Origin of the sequence: Salmonella sp. SSDFZ54, assembly GCF_004010735.1 — a bacterium.
GTDB lineage: Bacteria > Pseudomonadota > Gammaproteobacteria > Enterobacterales > Enterobacteriaceae > Salmonella > Salmonella enterica.
In genome coordinates, this window is record NZ_CP034819.1 from 4,155,552 (window position 1) to 4,178,704 (window position 23,153).

A 23,153-nucleotide genomic window follows, 5' to 3' on the forward strand; every position below is an offset into this window, starting at 1 on the left:
TTACTCCTTAAACAAGGAGATTAGTCTACGCTGAGCACTTCTGATGGGCAAATATTCTCACAGGAAATTGATGGATTTGTCATGTTGCGTTCACTGGCAAGATTTGTTTTTGCATGCTAATAAAGTTGCGTATCGAATTTTATCAGGTACAGTGTGACGCTTTCGTCAATCTGGCAACAGAATTGCTTGACATTCGACCAAAATTCCGTCGTGCTATAGCGCGTGTGTGCAAAAAAGCCTGTTAACTCAGTCACCTGAGGGTTACATTTCGTACACAAAGCCAGTACAAGGGGTTGATATCCGCAGACGCAGAGACCATATATCGTTGTCTCGTCGCCAGTGGAAGGTGAATCAACGTGCGACGCATTCCTGGAAGAATCAACTTAGGTAAAGGTGAATATGGGTAAAGCTCTTGTCATCGTTGAGTCCCCGGCAAAAGCCAAAACGATCAACAAGTATCTGGGTAATGACTACGTGGTGAAATCCAGCGTGGGTCATATCCGTGATTTGCCGACCAGTGGCTCAGCAGCTAAAAAGAGCGCCGACTCTACCTCCACCAAAACGGCTAAAAAGCCCAAAAAGGATGAACGTGGCGCTCTCGTCAACCGTATGGGGGTTGACCCGTGGCACAACTGGGATGCGCACTATGAAGTGCTGCCCGGTAAAGAGAAGGTCGTCTCTGAACTGAAACAGTTGGCGGAAAAAGCCGACCACATCTATCTCGCAACCGACCTTGACCGCGAAGGGGAAGCCATTGCATGGCACCTGCGGGAAGTGATCGGCGGCGATGACGCGCGCTACAGTCGCGTAGTCTTTAACGAAATAACCAAAAATGCCATTCGCCAGGCGTTTGAACAGCCGGGCGAGCTGAACATTAACAGGGTCAATGCCCAGCAAGCGCGCCGCTTTATGGATCGCGTGGTAGGCTATATGGTCTCGCCGCTGCTGTGGAAAAAGATCGCCCGTGGTTTGTCGGCAGGTCGCGTTCAGTCTGTCGCGGTCCGTCTGGTCGTTGAACGCGAGCGCGAGATTAAAGCGTTTGTTCCGGAAGAGTTCTGGGAAATTGACGCTAATACGACGACGCCGTCTGGCGAGGCGCTACCGCTACAGGTGACGCATCAGAACGACAAGCCATTCCGGCCGGTAAATCGCGAGCAGACGCTTGCCGCCGTCAGCTTGCTGGAAAAAGCGCGCTATAGCGTACTGGAGCGTGAAGACAAACCGACCAGCAGCAAACCTGGCGCGCCGTTTATCACCTCCACGCTACAACAGGCGGCCAGCACCCGGCTGGGCTTTGGCGTGAAGAAAACCATGATGATGGCGCAGCGTCTGTATGAGGCGGGCTACATCACCTATATGCGTACAGACTCCACCAACCTGAGTCAGGATGCGGTCAACATGGTGCGCGGTTATATTGGCGATAATTTCGGCAAGAAATACCTGCCGGATAACCCGAACCAGTACGCCAGCAAAGAAAACTCTCAGGAAGCGCACGAAGCGATCCGTCCTTCCGACGTTGCTGTCATGGCGGAGTCGCTGAAAGACATGGAGGCTGACGCGCAGAAGTTGTATCAGCTAATTTGGCGTCAGTTTGTCGCCTGTCAGATGACGCCAGCACAATATGACTCCACTACGCTTACCGTTGGCGCAGGCGAATTCCGTCTGAAAGCGCGTGGGCGTATTTTGCGCTTTGACGGCTGGACAAAAGTGATGCCGGCGCTGCGTAAAGGCGATGAAGATCGCACATTGCCTGCCGTGAATAAGGGCGATGCGCTGACGCTACTTGAATTGACGCCTGCTCAGCACTTTACTAAACCGCCAGCCCGTTTTAGCGAGGCTTCTCTGGTTAAAGAGCTTGAGAAGCGCGGTATTGGTCGTCCGTCTACCTATGCGTCGATTATCTCGACCATTCAGGATCGCGGCTATGTTCGCGTTGAAAACCGTCGCTTCTATGCGGAAAAAATGGGTGAAATCGTCACCGATCGGCTGGAAGAAAACTTCCGCGAATTGATGAACTACGATTTTACCGCGCAGATGGAAGATAGTCTGGATCAGGTTGCGAATCACCAGGCCGAGTGGAAAGCGGTACTGGATAACTTCTTCAGCGATTTTACTCAGCAGCTCGATAAAGCCGAGAAAGATCCGGAAGAAGGGGGGATGCGTCCTAACCAGATGGTGCTGACCAGCATCGACTGTCCAACCTGTGGCCGTAAAATGGGAATTCGTACTGCCAGTACGGGCGTTTTCCTTGGATGTTCAGGTTATGCGCTTTCGCCGAAAGAGCGTTGTAAAACGACCATTAACCTGGTGCCGGAAAATGAAGTTCTGAACGTGCTGGAAGGCGACGACGCCGAAACCAACGCCCTGCGCGCCAAGCGTCGCTGCCAGAAGTGCGGTACGGCGATGGACAGCTATCTGATCGATCCGAAGCGTAAATTGCATGTGTGTGGTAATAACCCGACCTGTGACGGCTACGAGATTGAAGAAGGCGAGTTCCGCATCAAAGGGTATGACGGCCCGATCGTTGAGTGTGAGAAATGTGGTTCCGAAATGCACCTGAAAATGGGGCGTTTTGGTAAGTACATGGCCTGTACTAACGACGAATGTAAAAATACCCGTAAGATCTTGCGTAACGGCGAAGTTGCGCCGCCGAAGGAAGATCCTGTTCCATTACCGGAACTGCCGTGTGAAAAATCGGACGCGTACTTTGTGCTGCGCGACGGCGCCGCAGGGATATTCCTGGCGGCCAATACGTTCCCGAAATCACGTGAAACGCGCGCGCCATTAGTCGAGGAGCTTTACCGGTTCCGCGATCGCCTGCCGGAAAAACTGCGTTATCTGGCGGATGCGCCGCAGCAGGACCCGGAAGGTAATAAAACCGTTGTTCGCTTTAGCCGCAAAACAAAACAGCAGTACGTTGCGGCGGAAAAAGACGGGAAGGCGACGGGATGGTCAGCGTTCTTCGTCGACGGCAAGTGGGTTGAAGGCAAGAAATAACCCCTGCCTGTCGTCACTATAGTCAAGCGGGCCGCGTAAGCGGCCCTTTTTTATATCCCCTTCATATTTCAAGTGGCTGATGTGTTGGCTACGGATTACTCGCCCCATCCATGGGCCTCGCCCTGACGGGCCGTCGCACGCGGCGTTCAAATCTGCTCCCGGCAGATTTGTCGCTCCCCCCAGTCACATCGTTATCTATGCTCCTTGGGACTCACTCTCTTGCCGCCTTTAAGCAACTCGAATTATTTTGGGTATAGCGGGCTTATTATTTTATCGCGTCGGCTATACAGTTCAGATATAAATGATATAGTGGTTATAGTTAACACCTTTTTTATTATTAAATCGTATTAGCAGCCCAATGATGTCTGCAGATAAACGATGGCCTGATGGCGCTAATCTGGATGATGTATTATGAAATTGCAGCAGCTTCGTTACATTGTTGAAGTGGTTAATCATAACCTTAACGTCTCCTCTACCGCTGAGGGGTTGTATACTTCCCAGCCGGGGATCAGTAAGCAGGTTAGGATGCTGGAAGATGAGCTTGGCATCCAGATTTTCGCCCGCAGCGGTAAGCATCTGACTCAGGTGACGCCCGCAGGTCAGGAGATTATTCGTATTGCGCGTGAGGTGCTTTCCAAAGTCGATGCCATTAAGTCGGTCGCCGGCGAGCATACCTGGCCGGATAAAGGCTCGCTCTATATTGCCACTACCCATACTCAGGCGCGTTACGCATTGCCAGGCGTGATTAAAGGCTTCATCGAGCGTTACCCGCGCGTTTCGCTGCATATGCACCAGGGGTCGCCAACGCAGATTGCGGAAGCGGTATCGAAAGGGAACGCCGATTTCGCGATTGCCACGGAAGCGCTGCATTTATATGACGATCTGGTGATGTTGCCATGCTATCACTGGAACCGTTCGATAGTGGTGACGCCGGATCATCCATTGGCGGCAACGTCTTCCGTAACGATTGAAGCGCTGGCGCAGTATCCGCTGGTGACGTATACCTTCGGCTTTACCGGGCGTTCCGAACTGGATACCGCTTTTAATCGCGCAGGATTAACGCCGCGGATCGTCTTTACTGCAACCGATGCGGATGTGATTAAAACGTATGTCAGGTTGGGACTGGGCGTTGGCGTCATTGCCAGCATGGCGGTCGATCCGCTTGCCGATCCTGATTTAGTGCGGATTGACGCGCACGATATTTTTAGCCACAGCACCACAAAAATTGGTTTTCGTCGTAGTACTTTTTTACGCAGCTATATGTATGATTTTATCCAGCGTTTTGCGCCGCATCTGACGCGTGATGTGGTGGATACGGCGGTGGCGTTGCGTTCTAATGAAGAAATTGAAGCGATGTTTCAGGATATAAAGCTGCCTGAAAAGTAATATCACCGTCGGTTTGCGCCGTAGTGGCATGGCAGACAAAGCCGCCTTTTGCAATATCCCTCGAAGTATTACGGGTAATGATCAGCAAAATAGTGTTGAATTACCCGTCCCGCCAGTTTCTTTTTCCAAATAGTTATCTTGAGTCAAAAGATTGATTTATTCACTGGCAACGATTCGTAAATTGACTGGATTTTTGACTAAAGTTTATTTAGGATTTGTCTCATCTGATGATTAATTGTACCGATTGTTTGGTGCTGAAATGATAAGTGATACCGATAGCATGAGGTTAGTAATGCCTTCTGAAAACCAGGAACCGCGCCGCGACCCTGAGCTCAAACGTAAAGCATGGCTGGCGGTTTTTGTGGGTTCTGCGTTGTTCTGGGTAGTGGTAGCGCTTGTTATCTGGCATTGGTGGGGCTAAGTGAGCATTACGTCGGAACGCGAGCGCGTGGTCGCGCCCCCGATTCAATCTGGTGACGATGATAACACCCCGGATACGACCGTTTTTCGGTCTGTTCCGCAACACTGGACGCTCACACCGCAGCAGCGGGCATTTATTGATGCTTTTGCTGACGAGGTGTCACAAAAATAATATTCGTCTTTTTATTGGCGTTACTGTTTTATTAACGCTGTCTTATTACACCGCAGCAACCGTGTGCTGAGCGCTTCTCAGTATTGATTAAACACAGTTGGTGTCGCCTATGTTAACGTCAAATATAAAGTATTGGTCATGGACTGGCGCGTTTATATTATCGCTACTGTTCTGGGCCGAGTTAATCTGGATTGCCGTCTAATCTCGTCAAAGCCCGATAATGCGTTATTTATCGGGCTTTTTCATCTTCGTTCCTCGCCTGTTAGGTTTCTCCTCTTTTAGCAATTTGGGTTGTTATCAAAACGTTACATTTTGTTTGTGTTATCTTTAATACAACCCTGTGGAGAATCAGGGTAACGCAACCCTGTCATTTAAGGAGGAGCTATGTCGTCAACCCTACGAGAAGCCAGTAAGGATACATTGCAGGCCAAAGATAAAACGTATCATTACTACAGTCTGCCGCTGGCTGCCAAATCCCTGGGCGATATCGCCCGTTTGCCCAAATCACTTAAAGTGTTACTGGAAAACCTGTTGCGCTGGCAGGACGGCGAATCTGTGACTGATGAAGATATTCAGGCGCTGGCCGGTTGGCTTAAAAATGCCCATGCCGATCGTGAAATTGCCTGGCGGCCCGCCCGTGTCCTGATGCAGGACTTTACCGGCGTGCCTGCCGTTGTCGACCTGGCGGCGATGCGTGAAGCCGTTAAACGCCTCGGCGGCGATACGTCGAAAGTGAACCCGTTATCGCCGGTTGATCTGGTTATTGACCACTCTGTGACGGTCGATCATTTCGGCGATGACGATGCGTTTGAAGAAAACGTGCGGCTGGAAATGGAACGTAACCATGAGCGTTATATGTTCCTGAAATGGGGAAAGCAGGCATTCAGCCGTTTCAGCGTGGTACCGCCCGGCACCGGCATTTGCCATCAGGTTAACCTGGAATACCTGGGTAAAGCCGTCTGGAGCGAATTACAGGACGGGGAGTGGATTGCTTACCCGGACTCGCTGGTGGGGACTGACTCCCATACGACCATGATTAATGGTCTGGGCGTATTGGGGTGGGGCGTGGGCGGTATCGAAGCGGAAGCGGCGATGCTTGGTCAGCCCGTGTCGATGCTTATCCCGGATGTCGTCGGCTTTAAGTTAACCGGTAAACTTCGGGAGGGGATCACCGCCACTGACCTGGTGCTCACCGTCACGCAAATGCTGCGTAAGCATGGCGTCGTGGGTAAATTTGTTGAATTTTATGGTGATGGTCTGGATTCGCTGCCGTTGGCGGATCGCGCGACCATCGCTAATATGTCGCCGGAATATGGCGCCACCTGTGGTTTCTTCCCCATTGACGCCATCACCCTGGAATATATGCGATTAAGCGGGCGTAGCGACGATCTGGTCGAGCTGGTTGAAGCCTACGCGAAGGCGCAGGGAATGTGGCGTAATCCCGGAGACGAACCGGTATTTACCAGTACGCTGGAACTGGATATGGGCGATGTCGAGGCCAGCCTGGCCGGGCCGAAACGCCCGCAGGATCGCGTGGCGTTAGGCGATGTGCCGAAAGCCTTTGCCGCCAGCGCCGAGCTGGAGCTGAATACCGCGCAAAGAGATCGCCAGCCGGTTGACTATACGATGAACGGACAGCCATATCAGCTTCCGGATGGCGCTGTCGTCATTGCCGCCATCACCTCCTGCACGAATACCTCGAATCCCAGCGTGCTGATGGCGGCGGGATTACTGGCGAAAAAAGCAGTAACGCTGGGGTTGAAGCGTCAACCGTGGGTCAAGGCTTCTCTGGCGCCGGGGTCAAAAGTGGTATCTGACTATCTGGCGCAGGCCAAACTTACGCCTTATCTGGATGAGCTCGGTTTTAACCTGGTCGGTTATGGCTGTACGACCTGTATCGGGAACTCTGGTCCGTTGCCGGAGCCTATTGAGACCGCGATTAAAAAAGGCGATCTGACGGTAGGGGCCGTGCTTTCCGGTAACCGAAATTTTGAAGGGCGTATCCATCCGCTGGTGAAAACGAACTGGCTGGCGTCGCCGCCGCTGGTGGTCGCGTATGCGCTGGCCGGAAACATGAATATTAACCTCGCGACAGACCCGCTGGGGTACAATCGTAAAGGCGATCCGGTATACCTGAAGGATATCTGGCCTTCAGCGCAGGAAATTGCCCGCGCCGTTGAACTGGTATCATCGGATATGTTCCGTAAAGAGTATGCGGAAGTGTTTGAGGGCACGGAAGAATGGAAATCGATTCAGGTTGAATCGTCCGATACCTACGGCTGGCAGTCGGATTCAACCTATATTCGCCTGTCGCCTTTCTTTGATGAAATGCAGGCCCAGCCTGCGCCAGTCAAAGATATCCACGGCGCGCGTATCCTGGCGATGCTGGGGGATTCGGTAACGACCGACCATATTTCTCCGGCCGGCAGTATCAAGCCGGACAGTCCCGCCGGACGTTATCTGCAAAACCACGGCGTTGAGCGGAAGGATTTTAACTCTTATGGATCACGGCGCGGCAACCATGAAGTGATGATGCGCGGTACGTTCGCCAATATTCGTATTCGCAACGAAATGCTGCCCGGCGTCGAAGGTGGGATGACGCGGCATTTGCCGGGTACGGAAGCGATGTCGATTTATGATGCCGCGATGCTCTACCAGCAGGAAAAAACGCCGCTGGCGGTAATTGCCGGGAAAGAGTATGGGTCGGGATCGAGCCGTGACTGGGCGGCAAAAGGTCCGCGGCTGTTAGGTATTCGCGTGGTGATCGCCGAGTCGTTCGAACGTATCCACCGCTCAAACCTGATTGGGATGGGGATCCTGCCGCTGGAGTTTCCACAGGGCGTAACGCGTAAAACGCTGGGACTGACCGGGGAAGAGGTGATTGATATCGCGGATCTGCAAAATCTGCGCCCTGGCGCGACCATTCCGGTTATGTTAACGAGAGCGGACGGCAGCAAAGAAACGGTGCCTTGCCGCTGTCGCATTGATACCGCCACCGAGCTGACTTACTACCAGAATGACGGCATATTGCACTATGTCATTAGAAATATGCTGAACTAAAGCCGTTTATCGGGCCTGCCGTAAACAGGCAGGCCCGCGCTTTAATACCGGTGGCTTACTTGCTTAGTAGGTGGCCCATTTTGGCCGCTTTAGTATCGAGATAATGCTCATTATTTGGATTACGACCCACAATGAGCGGAACGCGTTCGACGATATTAATTCCCGCCTCGGTCAGTATTTCGACTTTCTTCGGATTATTGGTCAGCAGGCGAACTTCATCTACACCGAGTAATTTGAACATATCCGCGCACAGGGTGAAATCACGCTCATCGGCGGCAAAGCCGAGCTGATGATTGGCCTCCACCGTGTCATAGCCTTGATCCTGTAACGCATAAGCGCGAATTTTATTAAGCAGGCCGATATTGCGGCCTTCCTGACGGTGGTAAATCAGAATACCGCGTCCTTCTTCCGCAATATGCGTCAGCGCGGCTTCCAGTTGAAAACCACAATCACAGCGCAGACTAAAAAGCGCGTCCCCGGTAAGACATTCGGAATGAACGCGAGCCAGTACTGGCGTTTTACCTGAAATATCGCCAAAAACCAGCGCGGCATGGTCGTGTCCGGTTGCCAGTTCTTCAAATCCCACCATCAGAAAGTCACCCAATGGGGTTGGCAGTTTGGCTTCTGCCACACGTTTAAGCTGCATGTATTTCTCCAGATTATGCTGACGCCTGCGGTGTCGTCGCCTGTTGGCTTGTATCCCGCTATTTTGCCATAAGGCGGCGGACATCACCTAATCACTACCACGTAATTGCTCAGGAATGGCACAAATTTGTCAATTTTCCAGTCCGGCGAGAATTTTCAGTTATGATTGTGATACTTACTTATAAAAGGAGCATCCATGCTTTCAATTGCGAGGCGCACCGCGGCAGGCGCCGCCCTGTTGCTTATCATGCCGCTTGCCGTATGGGTATCAGGCTGGCAGTGGCAGCCAGGACATCAGGTCTGGTGGCTAAAAACGCTATTCTGGATAACGGAAACCGTGACCAAACCCTGGGGCGTTATCACGCATGTGATTCTTTGTGGATGGTTCTTATGGTGCCTGCGATTTCGCCTGCGCGCCGCCATTATGCTGTTTGCGATTCTCGGTGGGGCGATTATCGTCGGGCAGGGCGTGAAGTCATGGGTAAAGGAGCGCGTACAGGAGCCGCGGCCATTTGTGGTCTGGCTTGAAAAAACGCACCATATTCCCGTCGATGAGTTCTACACTTTAAAGCGTACAGAACGCGGACATTTAGTGAAAGAGCAGTTGGCCGGGCAACAGAACATCCCCGTTTTCCTGCGTCAGCACTGGCAAAAAGAGACGGGCTTTGCGTTTCCCTCCGGACACACCATGTTTGCAGCGAGCTGGGCGCTTTTGGCCGTGGGTCTGTTATGGCCGCGCAGACGGACTTTCACCATCGCGTTTTTGTTAGTCTGGGCGACCGGCGTAATGGGCAGCCGTTTGCTTCTGGGAATGCACTGGCCGCGAGATTTAGTGGTCGCCACGCTTATCTCCTGGCTATTAGTTACCCTGGCGACCTGGCTGGCGCAGCGAATTTGCGGGCCGCTTATGCCGCCTCGTGAAGAAGCGCAAGAAATTGCTGAACGCGAGCAGGAAAGCTGACAACGGTTGATTTTCTGACTATTGCCCTTAAATCATCTGATGGCGGGCGCATTTCCATTTCGCGCGAGGCGGGAAAATGGTAATTTAGAAGGCTGGATGCGGTAAGTTGGACACGATTTATTCGCGCAAACCACATAACGGGAAGTAATGTGAAATATTTACTCATTTTCTTACTGGTATTGGCGATTTTTGTTATTTCGGTGACGCTGGGCGCGCAGAATGATCAACAGGTGACGTTTAACTACCTGCTGGCGCAAGGGGAGTATCGTATCTCCACGTTGCTTGCTGTGTTGTTCGCCGTCGGTTTTGCGATTGGCTGGCTGATTTGCGGCCTGTTCTGGCTGCGGGTCCGCGTTTCCCTTGCCCGTGCTGAACGTAAAATTAAACGACTGGAAAACAAGCTTTCGCCAGCAACCGACGTTGCGGTCCCTGCCGATTCGTCGGTTGTAAAGGAATAATCATTTATGTTGGAGTTGTTATTTCTGCTGTTGCCTGTAGCCGCTGCCTATGGGTGGTATATGGGTCGCAGAAGTGCGCAACAAACAAAACAGGATGAAGCTAACCGCCTGTCGCGCGATTATGTCGCAGGGGTTAACTTCCTGCTGAGTAACCAACAAGATAAAGCGGTGGATCTGTTCCTCGATATGCTTAAAGAGGATACGGGCACCGTTGAGGCTCATCTCACTCTCGGTAATCTGTTTCGCTCTCGCGGCGAAGTCGATCGCGCCATTCGTATTCATCAAACGCTCATGGAAAGCGCTTCATTGACCTATGAACAGCGTTTACTGGCTGTTCAGCAACTGGGGCGCGACTATATGGCCGCCGGTTTATATGACCGCGCGGAAGATATGTTTAACCAACTTACCGACGAAACGGAATTTCGCGTAGGCGCGTTACAGCAGCTCTTGCAAATCTATCAGCTAACCAGCGACTGGCAAAAGGCGATCGAAGTCGCAGAACGGCTGGTGAAACTGGGCAAAGATAAACAACGTATCGAAATCGCCCACTTTTACTGTGAGTTAGCGTTACAGCAGATGGGCAACGACGACATGGATCGCGCGATGGCGTTACTGAAAAAAGGTGCCGCCGCAGATAAAAATAGCGCCCGGGTGTCTATCATGATGGGTCGCGTTTATATGGCGAGAGGGGATTACGCCAAAGCGGTCGAAAGCTTGCAACGTGTGATCGTTCAGGATAAAGAGCTGGTCAGCGAAACGCTGGAGATGCTGCAAACCTGTTATCAACAGCTCGGTAAAAATGCCGAGTGGGCGGAGTTTTTACGCCGCGCCGTTGAGGAGAATACCGGTGCTGGCGCTGAGTTAATGCTTGCCGATATTCTGGAAGCGCGTGAAGGTAGTGACGCAGCTCAAGTCTATATCACGCGTCAGCTACAGCGACATCCTACCATGCGGGTGTTCCATAAGCTGATGGATTACCATCTCAACGAGGCGGAAGAAGGGCGAGCGAAAGAAAGCCTGATGGTACTGCGTGATATGGTTGGCGAGCAGGTGCGCAGTAAACCGCGGTATCGTTGTCAGAAATGCGGTTTTACCGCCTATACCTTGTACTGGCACTGTCCGTCCTGCCGGGCATGGTCGACCATTAAACCTATTCGCGGACTTGATGGGCAGTAGTATATAAAAAAAGCTTCGCTTTAGTTACAACATACTTGATGATGTAAAACTAGAAACGACGCTGGCATCGGCGGCCAGGGCTTATCAGGTTGTCAATCGAACCTGTTAATTTCCCTGCGCCGCAGGTAGAATGCACGCCGTTTATCCAATTTGCGCCACTTCCGGTGCCCATCATCAAGAAGGTCTGGTCATGACGTTTACTGCTTCATCTTCTTCCTGCGCTATTACTGAATCGCCTGTCGTTGTGGCGTTGGATTACCATGAACGCGATAAAGCCCTGGCGTTTGTCGATAAAATCGATCCTCGCGATTGTCGCTTAAAAGTGGGCAAAGAGATGTTTACGCTGTTTGGTCCACAGCTCGTTCGGGATCTCCAGCAACGTGGGTTTGATGTCTTTCTTGATCTAAAATTTCATGATATTCCCAACACCACGGCCCGGGCGGTCGCCGCAGCGGCAGACCTGGGCGTCTGGATGGTAAACGTTCATGCGTCTGGCGGGGCGAGAATGATGGCCGCAGCGCGCGACGCGCTGGCGCCATTCGGTAAAGATTCGCCGTTGCTCATTGCCGTGACCGTGTTGACCAGTATGGAAACCAGCGATCTGTGCGATCTGGGCGTGACGTTGTCACCGGCGGAACATGCGGAGCGGCTGGCGCGCCTGACGCAGCAATGCGGGCTGGATGGCGTGGTCTGTTCCGCTCAGGAAGCGGTCAGATTTAAACAGGCCTTTGGCGCTGCATTTAAGCTGGTGACGCCGGGCATTCGGCCAGCAGGCAGCGAGGCAGGCGACCAGCGACGCATTATGACGCCCGAACAGGCATTATCCGCCGGCGTCGACTATATGGTGATTGGCCGCCCGGTTACGCAATCGGTAGATCCGGCGCAAACGCTGAAGGATATTAACGCGTCACTAAAACGGGAGGCATGATGAGCGATTCCAATAGTCGTCTGGTTTATTCAACACAGACGGGGCGCATTGAAGAACCTAAAACGGCGCCGGTTCGTCCCAAAGGGGATGGTATCGTTCGCATTCAGCGTCAAACCAGTGGCCGTAAGGGTAAAGGCGTATGTTTGATTACCGGTATCGAGATGAATGATGCGGAATTAACCAAACTGGCGGCTGAATTGAAGAAAAAATGCGGCTGTGGCGGGGCAGTAAAAGAAGGGATTATTGAAATTCAGGGTGATAAACGCGACTTGATAAAATCATTGCTGGAAGCTAAAGGAATGAAAGTAAAATTAGCTGGCGGCTAATGAAAACGCCACGGTTGTAAATTACCGTGGCGTAAAAGTCAACTTTGTCTATTTTTGTAATCCAGACCTGAAAAGAATAAACGTATTATTTTGAGCCGTTCAATATTTAAACGTCTGGATTATTTTCCAACCTGGTGACCAATCACGCCGCCGACCGCCGCGCCGCCCAGGGTGCCTAATGTACTGCCGTCCGTTAACACTGCGCCGCCTAACGCCCCCGCACCTGCGCCAATAGCCGTGTTGCGATCGCGCTTGGACCAGTTTGAGCAGGCGCTCAGAGACATTGCTACGGTGATTGCCAGCACAGCAGCGGCCATTTTTTTGCTCGTCATAAACATAATACTCTCTCCTGAATTAACGATTCACGGAATTAAGCTCACTATAACTATAGTTAAAATAAAACCTGTTAAGAGATTTTCCGTAAAACCTGATTGCGCAGGGGTATATCACGCAGGTGATAGTCACTTCCTGTTATTTCGCTAATATTAATTTTACGACGTTACGCTCGTTACAACAGGTAAATAGTCTTAATTGGGATGTCAGAAAAGTCTTAGAGAGAGGATGATTTGCCATAGGGCAAACCATCGGGAAATATTTTAAACGGATGAGCCAATAACATTGACTAGCAGCCCCGCATGTTCTAACTGCATTTGAGCGCTGGCGGAAATTCTGGAATCCGTAATGACACGATGGAAGCGAGAAAGCGGGCCCAGGGGATAGGGATGCACACAGCCAAATTTGGAGCTGTCGGTGAGGACAATCGCTTCTGAGCCTTTTTCCAGAACAGCGTTAACCACATCCGATCGCATCATATCGCGTCCGGTAAAGCCGGTATCAGCCTGCCAGCCATCAATACCGATAAATGCTTTGCTGAAATGCACTTGATGGATAAACTGTCGCGTCAACGGCCCTACCATGCTTTCACTTTTTTTCTGATAGATTCCACCGAGGAGAATGACTTCGCAAGGGGTCTCTTTGAGCAGGTGCGCGATATAACTGCTCACGGTGATGATCGTGACATCTTTTTGTTCCGCCAGCGTCCGGGCCAATAGCGCATTGCTGCTGCCATTTTCAATAAAAATGGATTCCCCTGGACTGACCAGCGAGGCGGCGAACTCCGCCAGTCGGCGTTTTAGCGTGTAGTTCGTCATCATGCGAGTCTCTACGTCATCGCTCTCAAGCGAAACGGCGAAACCGTGCGCACGGCGTAAATAGCTCTGCTTTTCCAGGGTATTCAGATCCTGACGAATCGTGACTTCAGATACGCCGGTAATTTTCGCCAGTTCAGCAACGCTCATCTGGCCTTTATCAACCACCATTTGCAAAATTGATTGTTGTCGGGAGTTCATAGTATTAATTTTATACGTTAAGAGGAGTCAACAGACAGTCAGAGAGCCGGGAAGGGCTAACGGCCATCCCGGACAAATAATCGCTATCAGATTTCCCAGGGCGACCCGGGAGCCTGGGATGGCGAGATACCGTCTTTAACCTGATCTAACAGCTCTGCTCTCAATATTTCAAGGTTATTGATGGCCGAGTGGTAATCGCCAGCAACAAGGATATCCAGCACGGTATCAATGCGTGCGGCAATTCGTTGTGCTTCGATATCAGACATGTTTGTCATCCTTAATGTCAGAAAAGGTTTCAATTCATGATGCAGAAATTAATCTGAAAAGAGAAGGGAAAAATAGGGCTATGCCTGTCTGCACAGGCTGTTCTCCCTATTATCGCCGCCATTAACGCATTTTTTTCGTCTGATAACGTTTGTACCAGCGTTCAAAAGAAACGGCGGGCATAGGTTTGGCGAATAAAAAGCCCTGTCGTTCATTGACGCCGTTTTTTGTCAGGAAGGCATCTTCTTTAGCATTTTCTACGCCTTCGGCAATCACTTGTAAATTTAGCGCCTGAGCCACCGCGACAATCGCCCGAACCAGAGATTGCGACAGCGGTTGCTTATGGATATCTCTGACGAAAGCCTGATCCAGTTTAACGGCATCAATAGGGAACCGGGCGAGCTGAGAAAGCGAAGAATACCCGGTGCCAAAATCATCCAGATGAATCTGGGCGCCGAGCTGACTAAATTGCTGGATAACCGATAGCGCCAGCGTGTCGTTTTCGATCAGGCAGCTTTCCGTTAGCTCGACATCGATCGGGCAATACTCAAAATTCAGATCGTACAAAGCCTGTTTAAGCGCAGTAAAAAGCGTCTGGTCGGCCAGTTGTCGCGCCGAAAAGTTAACGGCTACGCGCAAGTTAATCCCCTTATCGCGCCATTTCGCAATCTGGCGAACTACATCCAGAATCACCCAGCGGCCCAGCGGGACGATGAGTCCTGACTCTTCGGCGTATGAGATGAACTCCAGCGGCGGAATTAATCCGCGTTCCGGCGATTGCCAGCGTACCAGCGCTTCCAGGCTACGTACTTCGCCGCGCCAGGTAATTTTGGGCTGATAGTGAATAAGTAACTGGTCGTTTTCCAGCGCTTTTCGCAGGTTTGTATCCAGCCAGTGATAGTCAAATACGCGCTGATTCATTTCCGGCGAAAAAACGCAGAACTGACCGCGGCCGCCTTCTTTGGCGTTATACATTGCGGTGTCGGCAGTGCGAATGAGACTTTCGCTGTCCTGTCCGTGCCGGGGGGCCAACGAAATGCCAATGGCGCATCCCGTGTAAACTTCAATAAGTCCAATACGAAACGGTTGCCGCAGACGGGTAAGGATTCGTGAGGCTACTGCTTCCAGCGCGGCCTGAGACGTATGGGCAGCGAGGATAATGAATTCATCTCCCCCCAGTCTGGCCAGCAATTGATCTTCCTCCAGACAACTCAACAGCGCCAGCGAAACGGCCTGTAAGAGCTGATCGCCAAACATATGCCCATAGGCGTCATTAATTTTCTTGAAGTTATCCAGATCGAGATAAACGATACCCACTTGCGACTCGCCAGCCGAGGCAATAGCATGATTAATAAATTCATGAATAGCATTGCGATTGGGCAGGCCGGTGACGGTGTCTGTATTCGCCAGTATGCGTAAACGCTCCTGAGCCCGCCTTTCTTCGGTGATATCCGTGCCTGCGCAGATCAGGAAAATTTCGTTTTTTCCGCTACCGTTATGGACGAATTTATTACGAAATAAGAACAGGCGTTGGCCTTTACGGGTCTTTATCCAGCGTTCGATTTCATAGGCATTGCCATTGCGAAAAAAATTCTCAATGTAGTGCCGGGAGGCAACCGCCTCCCGGCGGCTCATAAATAATTTAAAGACGCTTTGACCAATTACATCTCGCTCTTTTAAGCCCGTGTACTCTTCGCATAACCGATTAAATCGACAGATTTTTCCCCGACTATCCAGTATCGCAATGACTGAGTTGGCTTCTGATACGATTTGCTCGGCAAAAGAGAGTTCCTGCGCCTGCGTTGGCGCGACGGCAGGCGTATCAGGCCAGGTTGCCAGGCTGCCAGCCCATTCACGGTTATTAATCTTACGGCCTACCAGGTGCACAGCGGTAACCTGTTTTTCTATCAACAACGTTATCAGCAGACTGGACGTAATCGCCGTTATTTCCCGGATACGCCCGGCTTGCTCCGGCGATAGCTCAACCGTTTTTTCTGCATCCGTTTCACCTGTCGGGGAGAGATACAGCACGTTGCGGTCATCAGCCAGACGCCAGTGAGAGTGAAGGGGATTTAGCGCCGTTTGTTCCTGAATCTGTTTCATCATGCGTACCATCCCATTTAAGCGCCAGGTGCCCGAAAAGAAAGGTTAGCCATGTTATAAATAAGGGTAATTATGGCTGAACGTATTGTTTTATCTATGTATTCATATGTAATCCAGATTCTGGAAAAAGCATAGTCGCCAGCTAAAAATAACAAGAAATGGGGCGCTTGAATAAGATTAAACTTAGAGCATGACGGAAGGGAGAAGAAGAAAAGAAACGGCCTTTGCCTTCTCAGCAAAGGCCGTTAAGCGAGCTCAACGTGGTTACGCTGCCGGTCGGGCAATAATGCTGCGGGTTTCCATGCGAACTTCCGCAATAGTGACATCAATGACATCCGTCACTTTATAAACCGTCTCACCTTTAATCTGTACCGTACCGTTTTCCTGGCTGCATACCAGTTCATCGCGAACGGCGTGCAGGAACGGGGCAGGGATAAAGGCGATAGCGCCGTTATCGACCAGTCGCACACGCATACCTCCGCGGCTGACGTCAATAATTTCTGCCGCGAAACGGGTATTTGTCCCCGCCTTATCGTTAAGGAAGCGTGCATATAACCAGTCGCCGACATCGCGCTCCGCCATGCGGTTCAGGCGACGGCGTTCCGCCATTTGCTGGGTGATATCTTCCTGCGGACGCGCAATAGCTTCCCCCTTGATGACCGCTTTCAGCAGGCGATGGTTAATCATATCGCCATACTTACGGATGGGAGAGGTCCAGGTGGCGTAAGCCTCAAGGCCAAGACCGAAATGCGGCCCCGGCTCGGTGCTGATTTCCGCAAAAGACTGGAAGCGACGAATGCGGCTGTCAAGGAAACCGGAGGGCTGCGCATCCAGTTCGCGACGCAGTTTACAGAAGCCTTCCAGCGTCAGCACCTCTTCGGCATCGACATGCAGACCATGCGTTTTAAGCAGTGCGGCCAGCGCGTCGGCATTCGCGGGATCGAAGCCCGTATGTACGTTGTAAATACCGAAACCGAGCTTATCGCGCAGTACGCGCGCGGCGCAAAGGTTAGCGGCGATCATCGACTCTTCTACGATACGGTTAGCGATACGGCGCGGTTCCGCCACAATATCCAGTACTTCGCCTTTTTCGCCAAGCACAAAGCGGTAATCCGGGCGGTCTTTAAAGACTAACGCATGATGATGACGCCACTCACTGCGGTTTAGACAAATACGGTGCAACAGACGAATCTGCTGGGCAATGCCTTCGTTATCCGGCTGCCAGGTGCCGTTATTTTCCAGCCAGTCGGAGACATTGTCGTACGCCAGCTTGGCCTTCGATTCGATGGTGGCCGCAAAAAAGGCGATATCATCGTCAATGGTGCCGTCCGCGGCGATTATCATGCGACAGGCGAGCGCCGGACGCACTTCGTTGGCGCGCAGTGAGCACAGATCGTCAGACAGCTCACGCGGCAGCATAGGAATATTGAAGCCCGGCAGGTAGTTGGTGAAGGCGCGAATTTTCGCTGTGTTATCCAGCTTACTGCCTTCGGCAATCCAGGCGGTAGGATCGGCGATAGCCACCGTAAGCTGGAGTCTGCCGTCCGCTAATTCCTCAGCATAAAGCGCGTCATCCATATCTTCAGTGCTGGCGCTATCGATAGTGACGAAATTCAGCGCGGTCAGATCCTGACGCTCCAGCCCTTCGTCAAGCATCTCCGTCGCTACGCCGTTCGGCGCTTCTTTTTCCAGGTTGTGGCGAGCAAGCGTAACCCACCAGGGAACAAAGTGATCGTCGGCAAAGGTGATGTACTGCGTTAAATCGGCGTAAAACGAACGGTCGCCTTTAAGCGGATGGCGGCGCATTTCGGCAACCGCCCAGTCACCTTCTTTGAACTCATGCTGAACGCCGCGCGCGGCGCGGCAGGGAATCGCGTCTTTCAGCAACGGATGATCCGGCACGATGGACAGGCGGTCATTTTTACCCTGAACTTTTCCCACAAAGCGCGTCAGGAACGGTTCGATCAGTTCTTCCGGCTCGGCAGACTCACGTTCTTTTTCCGTGTGGATGACCGCGACGATACGATCGCCATGCATCACTTTTTTCATCTGCGGCGGAGGAATGAAATAGCTTTTTTGCGCGTCAACCTCAAGGAAGCCAAAGCCTTTTTCCGTGGCTTTTACGACCCCTTCAGCGCGTGGCGTCTGGGAATGCAGTTGCTGTTTAAGCTGCGCTAGCAGCGGGTTGTCCTGAAACATATTCGTCTATTTTCGTAGCCAAAAGAGCGGCTGACAGTTTTACGCGATTCTGCCTGGCGCAGCAAGCGCTCTTTCTGTAATGGATGAGTTAATAGGTTTCGCCCAACGCGATTTTTAAACGATTTAACCATCCGCACACGCCGCACCAGCCTAACATATTAATGGCCTGCTCCGATGAAACTCCCCTGGTGAGTAGCGGGAAAAAATGCGCGGCGCTAAAGCGATCGGGCGCTCTGGTGAGCCATTGTATCGCCTGTGTCAGCGCAGGCTCAAGCTCCCAACGAGCGATATCGTCGTCTTCCTGGCGTAACGTGATAACAGCGCGGCGCCACGCGCCAGGTTGGGTTGCCTGTTCGTTAAAGCAGGCGGCGCTGCCGTTGATACGTGATGTGAGGAGCGTGATAAGTGGAAGTAAAGAAGGGGGCGACGAGGTGTGTAATGTGCTGGTCAGTATGCGTTCGAGTAACGCGAATGAAGACGGATCGCGGATGAGTACCGGCGCCATCATTTGGCATTGTGAAGACGAATATTGCCGCCGAACTTTGGTATGGGCGGGAGGATATTCTACCAGACTGGCGGCGGGCCGCCATGTCGTCTGGGGGTTTTGAAACCGCGCGGCTCTGGCAAAGCGCTGCATCTCCTGGCCGGGCAGTTCGCGCACGGGCAGACGGCAAAACGCCTGAAATATCGCCGCTACCCGCGCCTGAAAACCGATAAACCCAATGATCTGATTGATGAGTACGGTATCCCGGGCGGTTAATCCCACCTCTGCAAGCTGTTCGCGGGCCCGCGTATTGATAACGAAGGGGGAGCCGGCAAGCTGACGAGCGTATTGCGTAATTTGCGCCAGCCGTTGATTGCTCTCTCTTGAGGCGTCAGGGCCAGGTAGCGGCGCCAGACGCGCGGCATAATAGCGGCACAAACGCTGAACCCCAAATACCTGAGCGGCGGTCAGCGCGGTGCTCATACGTTCATAGGCGCTAAACGTATGAAGCCGGTCGTTGAGAACCGTGCGGGGAAATAAGACATCCGCCAACTGGCGAGCGGGCTTTAACCATGGTTCAAAAGGCGTCAACGCGGTTTCTGCTACCGCTAAATCCAGTAAAAATCGATCGTTAACATACGCGGCTTCCGGCATTAGCGAAAGCGGGGTTTGTGACGACATAGTGGATTGTGTTTCATGATACCAGTGGCTTTTACCCGCTTTTCGGCATTGTTCCATAGGGTTTCCCGAGGATGAAATGGCGATCGATAATGATTCGGCGTCGGATCGTTTATGCTGGATTATCCTAGCGTATGCGGGAAAGGGATGAAAGATTGTTAGGTGATAACAAATATCAGAACGCTATATAACGAGATGAGCGGTGAGTGAGGGGAATGGGGCAGCACAGCCGTGCTGCCCGCTAATAAACTTAATGCGCTTACTTCAGTTCCAGTTCATTCATTGCCGCAATGCTGAACCCGCCGTCAACATGGACGACTTCGCCAGAAATGCCTGCCGAGAGATCGGAGCACAGAAACGCCGCTGAGTTACCCACATCTTCAATGGTCACGGTGCGACGAATTGGCGTAACGGCTTCACAATGCGCCAGCATTTTACGGAAGTCTTTAATACCGGACGCCGCCAGCGTGCGGATTGGACCCGCAGAGATGGCGTTGACGCGAACCCCTTCCGGTCCCATAGCGTTTGCCATATAACGCACGTTGGCTTCCAGAGAGGCTTTCGCCAGACCCATGACATTGTAGTTCGGGATGGCGCGCTCCGCTCCCAGATAAGACAAGGTCAACAGCGCAGAACCCGGATTCAGCATGGTGCGGCAGGCTTTCGCCATGGCAACAAAGCTGTAAGAGCTAATATCGTGAGCGATTTTAAAGCCTTCGCGGGTAACCGCATTAACATAATCGCCGTCCAGCTGATCGCCAGGCGCGAAACCGATCGAGTGTACGAAACCGTCAAATTTCGGCCAAACGTTACCCAGCTCCGCAAACATAGCGTCAATGCTGGCATCTTCAGCGACATCACACGGTAAAACGATGCTGGAACCCAGCTGGGCAGCAAATTCTTCTACGCGGCCTTTCAGTTTGTCGTTCTGGTAGGTGAACGCCAGTTCAGCTCCTTCGCGGTGCATCGCCTGTGCGATACCGTAGGCGATGGACAGTTTACTGGCCACGCCAGTGACCAGAATGCGCTTACCGGAAAGAAAACCCATAGCTTTAATCCTTATAGTCATTGCTTATTTTTTGCTTTTACGAACAATGGTTAACAGCAACTTTTCAACATTATTCGAAATTAGTCTGAAATTATATCCCACTCCTGGCCCCGTGTGTCACGCTATTTTTCCGCCGCTATCTCCGGCAGGTGACGTTCTAAAACCACACGGTAACAAAGTCCCTGAGGATTTTGAGCACTCCCCAGGGCCAAACTGGCAAATCAAAGAGTCTAATGGGACAGGCCCTACGGTGCAGTATACCAGCTGGTGTAAGGTTCGCCTCATCCAACCAGAGACACAGGGACGGATAGCAAGTACGATAGCGATGCGCCTTCCACCAGACAAATAAAGGTTCTGTAGGAAGCCAGAATATTCATCCGAATGGTTTACCTCACCTATTAGCGATGTTATATACCCTTCATACTTCAAGTTGCTTATGTGTTGGCTACACTCGCTCACCCCAGTCACATAGTTATCTATGCTCCTGGGGACTCACTCCCTTGCCGCCTGTAAGCAACTCGAATTATTTTGGGTATAGACATGTAATTTTAACCAGCAAATGCTTAACAAAAATAATTTCTTTTTTAGGCGCTGTAAGTTTTCTCTATTTATTGATGCAGAGTAATACTGGATATGAAAAATTTTGGAAATCAGGTGATTACAGTAGTTACAAATCAGGTTTTTATATGTTTGCATGTGTATTATAATAAATTTTCAGAGGATGAGACATATGCCGTTTACATTTCATATCGGAAATCATAGTTGTCAGATATCAGAAAAGTATTTAAGAGATATCATCGATAATAAAAGAGAGCATGTTTTTTCAACGTATGAGAAATTCATAGATTTTTTCAGAAATATATTTACCAGTCGAAGTTTAATTTCTGATTATAGAGAGATATATAATCTACTGTGCCAAAAAAACGAGCGTCCAGATATTACGAAGCCTTTCTCGCTACGACCATTTTCGAGGCGAGATGAAGACTGTACACGATGGCGCCCCCTTCTTGGATATATTAAACTTATTGATGCCTCCAGACCTGAAACAATAGATAAATACACTGTAGAGGTATTAGCGTATCAAGAAAATACGTTACTACTAAAACTGTTTTACGATGGAGTATTAGTGACCGAGACGGAGTGTTCTGAGCGTTGCGTCGATTTTTTAAAAGAAACGATGTTTAATTATAATTCCGGGGAAATTACGCTTGCCGCTTTGGGTAATAATCACCTGACGCCGAGCGAAGCTGGTAGTAATGGGATCTATGAGGCTTTTGAGCATCGTTTGATAGACTTCCTGACCACGCCCGCCACGGCGTCTGGTGATGAGAGCTGCGCTACTGATCAGACGGATGCATCACAACCAGCGGCAATAGAGGCGTTTATTAACTCGCCGGAGTTTCAGAAAAATATTCGCATGCGTGATATTGAAAAAAATAAAATAGGTAGCGGAAGTTATGGGACAGTCTATCGGTTACATGAAGACTTTGTTGTTAAAATTCCAATTAATGAGCGGGGAATAAAAGTGGATGTTAACTCTCCGGAACATCGTAATTGTCATCCTGATCGTGTCAGTAAGTATTTGAATATGGCCAATGGCGACAAGAATTTTTCTCGTTCGGCCATCATGAATATTAATGGTAAAGACGTTACGGTTTTAGTTTCAAAATATATTCAAGGTCGGGAGTTAGATGTTGAAGATGAAGATAACTATCGAATGGCGGAGGCGCTTCTTAAATCCCGGGGGGGTTATATGCATGATATAAATATCTTAGGTAATATTCTGATTAAAGAAGGGGTTCTTTTCTTTGTGGATGGCGATCAAATCGTGTTGTCACAAGAATCCCGGCAACAGCGAAGCGTTTCTCTTGCAACAAGGCAACTGGAAGAGCAAATTAAGGCCCATCACCTGATAAAATTAAAGCGGGCAGAGACCGAAGAAAATACTGAAGATATTGAATATTATAAGTCACTTATTGCGGATCTTGATGCGTTAATCGGAGAGGAAGAACAGACACCTGCGCCAGGAAGACGTTTTAAACTAGCCGCGCCTGAGGAAGGGACTCTTGTGGCTAAGGTATTAAAGAATGAATTAAAAAAATAGCATTTAGTTCAGTTCTTTTCTGCGAATCGCCGGGGGCTCATTCGCTACAGATTTGCCGATCAATTATTGAGAGTTGCTATTCGCTTAAAGGTCGTTCGGGGGATCTGGACAGCCTGTAGCGGAGATGCAACTCGCCATTAGGGTTGGCGATGCCGCGCTGCCATAGTGGGTGAAATGCCACGCGATGGTGCAACACCATTAACTCGCCTTGATTTTTCCCCTCTGCCTGACAAGAAAAACCTGGCTTTACGGATGGTCTCATGCCGTCGTATTAGCGTTGTTCGGCGTAGTATGTAAATTTCCTTATAGCAATAGAAGAACATTCTCAAAACATAAAATTAGCAAGTTATCATGAAGTTAACATATATTGTTTTTTTCGATCATTTTTTATATAT

General features: G+C 50.8%; 21 protein-coding genes and 1 pseudogene. 12 read left to right on the top strand and 10 right to left on the bottom strand.

Annotated elements, in window-relative coordinates:
* Window positions 1-399: 399 nt before the first annotated feature.
* From topA to acnA, 6 genes are all read left to right on the top strand, one after another.
* Window positions 400-2,997 (top strand): type I DNA topoisomerase, encoded by a 2,598-nt coding sequence (gene topA, locus EOS97_RS20645; RefSeq protein WP_000513593.1) that lies wholly within the window; start codon window positions 400-402, stop codon window positions 2,995-2,997.
* Between the two features lie 411 nt (window positions 2,998-3,408).
* On the top strand, window positions 3,409-4,383 hold the full coding sequence (gene cysB, locus EOS97_RS20655) for an HTH-type transcriptional regulator CysB (protein ID WP_000776233.1): 975 nt from the start codon (window positions 3,409-3,411) through the stop codon (window positions 4,381-4,383).
* Window positions 4,384-4,663: 280 nt separating this feature from the next.
* Window positions 4,664-4,804 (top strand): YmiA family putative membrane protein, encoded by a 141-nt coding sequence (locus tag EOS97_RS20660; RefSeq protein ID WP_213083417.1) that lies wholly within the window; start codon window positions 4,664-4,666, stop codon window positions 4,802-4,804.
* Window positions 4,805-4,975 carry a hypothetical protein gene (locus tag EOS97_RS20665; RefSeq protein WP_000029027.1) on the top strand — a complete coding sequence of 57 codons (171 nt, stop codon included), beginning with the start codon at window positions 4,805-4,807 and terminating at the stop codon, window positions 4,973-4,975.
* A 109-nt stretch (window positions 4,976-5,084) separates the two neighbouring features.
* Entirely contained in the window at window positions 5,085-5,177 is a 93-nt protein-coding gene (gene ymiC, locus EOS97_RS27280; protein WP_223148964.1) for a small membrane protein YmiC, read from the top strand.
* Between the two features lie 182 nt (window positions 5,178-5,359).
* Window positions 5,360-8,035, top strand: coding sequence for an aconitate hydratase AcnA (gene acnA, locus EOS97_RS20670; RefSeq protein WP_023166004.1), 2,676 nt, complete (start codon window positions 5,360-5,362; stop codon window positions 8,033-8,035).
* 55 nt (window positions 8,036-8,090) lie between these two features.
* Here the strand turns inward: acnA and ribA are convergent, their stop codons facing one another.
* Window positions 8,091-8,681, bottom strand: coding sequence for a GTP cyclohydrolase II (ribA, locus tag EOS97_RS20675; RefSeq protein ID WP_001176284.1), 591 nt, complete (start codon window positions 8,679-8,681; stop codon window positions 8,091-8,093).
* A 195-nt stretch (window positions 8,682-8,876) separates the two neighbouring features.
* Here ribA and pgpB point away from each other — a divergent pair, with 195 nt between their 5' ends.
* The 5 genes from pgpB to yciH all read left to right on the top strand — a co-directional run bounded on the left by pgpB (window position 8,877) and on the right by yciH (window position 12,529).
* Window positions 8,877-9,641 carry a phosphatidylglycerophosphatase B gene (gene pgpB, locus EOS97_RS20680; protein WP_000948651.1) on the top strand — a complete coding sequence of 255 codons (765 nt, stop codon included), beginning with the start codon at window positions 8,877-8,879 and terminating at the stop codon, window positions 9,639-9,641.
* Window positions 9,642-9,790: 149 nt separating this feature from the next.
* Window positions 9,791-10,099: a LapA family protein gene (locus EOS97_RS20685; RefSeq protein ID WP_000876301.1), complete on the top strand. Its 309-nt coding sequence runs from the start codon at window positions 9,791-9,793 to the stop codon at window positions 10,097-10,099.
* Between the two features lie 6 nt (window positions 10,100-10,105).
* On the top strand, window positions 10,106-11,275 hold the full coding sequence (gene lapB / locus EOS97_RS20690; RefSeq protein WP_000891378.1) for a lipopolysaccharide assembly protein LapB: 1,170 nt from the start codon (window positions 10,106-10,108) through the stop codon (window positions 11,273-11,275).
* A gap of 190 nt (window positions 11,276-11,465) precedes the next feature.
* Complete coding sequence (gene pyrF / locus EOS97_RS20695; RefSeq protein ID WP_001805272.1) at window positions 11,466-12,203, top strand: orotidine-5'-phosphate decarboxylase; 738 nt, start codon at window positions 11,466-11,468, stop codon at window positions 12,201-12,203.
* Window positions 12,203-12,529, top strand: coding sequence for a stress response translation initiation inhibitor YciH (yciH, locus tag EOS97_RS20700; RefSeq protein ID WP_001285199.1), 327 nt, complete (start codon window positions 12,203-12,205; stop codon window positions 12,527-12,529). The genes pyrF and yciH overlap by 1 nt, the downstream gene beginning before the upstream one ends.
* Window positions 12,530-12,648: 119 nt before the next feature.
* Here yciH and osmB read toward each other — a convergent pair whose 3' ends face one another.
* The 9 genes and pseudogenes from osmB to EOS97_RS20745 form a co-directional block, all read right to left on the bottom strand.
* Window positions 12,649-12,867 carry an osmotically-inducible lipoprotein OsmB gene (gene osmB, locus EOS97_RS20705; RefSeq protein ID WP_000481166.1) on the bottom strand — a complete coding sequence of 73 codons (219 nt, stop codon included), beginning with the start codon at window positions 12,865-12,867 and terminating at the stop codon, window positions 12,649-12,651.
* 258 nt (window positions 12,868-13,125) lie between these two features.
* Complete coding sequence (locus tag EOS97_RS20710; RefSeq protein WP_023166005.1) at window positions 13,126-13,878, bottom strand: DNA-binding transcriptional regulator YciT; 753 nt, start codon at window positions 13,876-13,878, stop codon at window positions 13,126-13,128.
* 86 nt (window positions 13,879-13,964) lie between these two features.
* A complete protein-coding gene (locus tag EOS97_RS20715) occupies window positions 13,965-14,144 on the bottom strand; it encodes a hypothetical protein (protein WP_001279854.1) in 180 nt (59 codons plus the stop codon).
* 121 nt (window positions 14,145-14,265) lie between these two features.
* On the bottom strand, window positions 14,266-16,248 hold the full coding sequence (gene pdeR / locus EOS97_RS20720) for a cyclic di-GMP phosphodiesterase (RefSeq protein ID WP_076606712.1): 1,983 nt from the start codon (window positions 16,246-16,248) through the stop codon (window positions 14,266-14,268).
* Window positions 16,249-16,509: 261 nt separating this feature from the next.
* Complete coding sequence (locus EOS97_RS20725) at window positions 16,510-18,444, bottom strand: exoribonuclease II (protein ID WP_000485053.1); 1,935 nt, start codon at window positions 18,442-18,444, stop codon at window positions 16,510-16,512.
* A gap of 244 nt (window positions 18,445-18,688) precedes the next feature.
* A pseudogene (locus tag EOS97_RS20730) lies at window positions 18,689-19,666 on the bottom strand (CMD domain-containing protein); the annotation flags it as partial.
* Window positions 19,667-19,865: 199 nt separating this feature from the next.
* Window positions 19,866-20,654, bottom strand: coding sequence for an enoyl-ACP reductase FabI (fabI, locus tag EOS97_RS20735; protein ID WP_000506501.1), 789 nt, complete (start codon window positions 20,652-20,654; stop codon window positions 19,866-19,868).
* Window positions 20,655-20,771: 117 nt separating this feature from the next.
* Window positions 20,772-21,065 carry a hypothetical protein gene (locus EOS97_RS20740; RefSeq protein ID WP_031606599.1) on the bottom strand — a complete coding sequence of 98 codons (294 nt, stop codon included), beginning with the start codon at window positions 21,063-21,065 and terminating at the stop codon, window positions 20,772-20,774.
* Between the two features lie 81 nt (window positions 21,066-21,146).
* Entirely contained in the window at window positions 21,147-21,350 is a 204-nt protein-coding gene (locus EOS97_RS20745; protein ID WP_001518100.1) for a hypothetical protein, read from the bottom strand.
* 34 nt (window positions 21,351-21,384) lie between these two features.
* Here EOS97_RS20745 and steC point away from each other — a divergent pair, with 34 nt between their 5' ends.
* Window positions 21,385-22,758, top strand: a complete 1,374-nt coding sequence (gene steC / locus EOS97_RS20750; RefSeq protein ID WP_127836190.1) for an SPI-2 type III secretion system effector kinase SteC — start codon at window positions 21,385-21,387, stop codon at window positions 22,756-22,758.
* Window positions 22,759-23,153: the final 395 nt, after the last annotated feature.

Bases quoted from the DNA above. Each gene is read 5' to 3' on its own strand.
- topA (WP_000513593.1), top strand. From the start codon at position 400: ATGGGTAAAGCTCTTGTCATCGTTGAGTCCCCGGCAAAAGCCAAAACG.
- cysB (WP_000776233.1), top strand. From the start codon at position 3,409: ATGAAATTGCAGCAGCTTCGTTACATTGTTGAAGTGGTTAATCATAAC.
- EOS97_RS20660 (WP_213083417.1), top strand. From the start codon at position 4,664: ATGAGGTTAGTAATGCCTTCTGAAAACCAGGAACCGCGCCGCGACCCT.
- ymiC (WP_223148964.1), top strand. From the start codon at position 5,085: ATGTTAACGTCAAATATAAAGTATTGGTCATGGACTGGCGCGTTTATA.
- acnA (WP_023166004.1), top strand. From the start codon at position 5,360: ATGTCGTCAACCCTACGAGAAGCCAGTAAGGATACATTGCAGGCCAAA.
- ribA (WP_001176284.1), bottom strand. From the start codon at position 8,681: ATGCAGCTTAAACGTGTGGCAGAAGCCAAACTGCCAACCCCATTGGGT.
- pgpB (WP_000948651.1), top strand. From the start codon at position 8,877: ATGCTTTCAATTGCGAGGCGCACCGCGGCAGGCGCCGCCCTGTTGCTT.
- lapB (WP_000891378.1), top strand. From the start codon at position 10,106: ATGTTGGAGTTGTTATTTCTGCTGTTGCCTGTAGCCGCTGCCTATGGG.
- pyrF (WP_001805272.1), top strand. From the start codon at position 11,466: ATGACGTTTACTGCTTCATCTTCTTCCTGCGCTATTACTGAATCGCCT.
- yciH (WP_001285199.1), top strand. From the start codon at position 12,203: ATGAGCGATTCCAATAGTCGTCTGGTTTATTCAACACAGACGGGGCGC.
- osmB (WP_000481166.1), bottom strand. From the start codon at position 12,867: ATGTTTATGACGAGCAAAAAAATGGCCGCTGCTGTGCTGGCAATCACC.
- EOS97_RS20710 (WP_023166005.1), bottom strand. From the start codon at position 13,878: ATGAACTCCCGACAACAATCAATTTTGCAAATGGTGGTTGATAAAGGC.
- EOS97_RS20715 (WP_001279854.1), bottom strand. From the start codon at position 14,144: ATGTCTGATATCGAAGCACAACGAATTGCCGCACGCATTGATACCGTG.
- pdeR (WP_076606712.1), bottom strand. From the start codon at position 16,248: ATGATGAAACAGATTCAGGAACAAACGGCGCTAAATCCCCTTCACTCT.
- EOS97_RS20725 (WP_000485053.1), bottom strand. From the start codon at position 18,444: ATGTTTCAGGACAACCCGCTGCTAGCGCAGCTTAAACAGCAACTGCAT.
- fabI (WP_000506501.1), bottom strand. From the start codon at position 20,654: ATGGGTTTTCTTTCCGGTAAGCGCATTCTGGTCACTGGCGTGGCCAGT.
- EOS97_RS20745 (WP_001518100.1), bottom strand. From the start codon at position 21,350: ATGCAAACATATAAAAACCTGATTTGTAACTACTGTAATCACCTGATT.
- steC (WP_127836190.1), top strand. From the start codon at position 21,385: ATGCCGTTTACATTTCATATCGGAAATCATAGTTGTCAGATATCAGAA.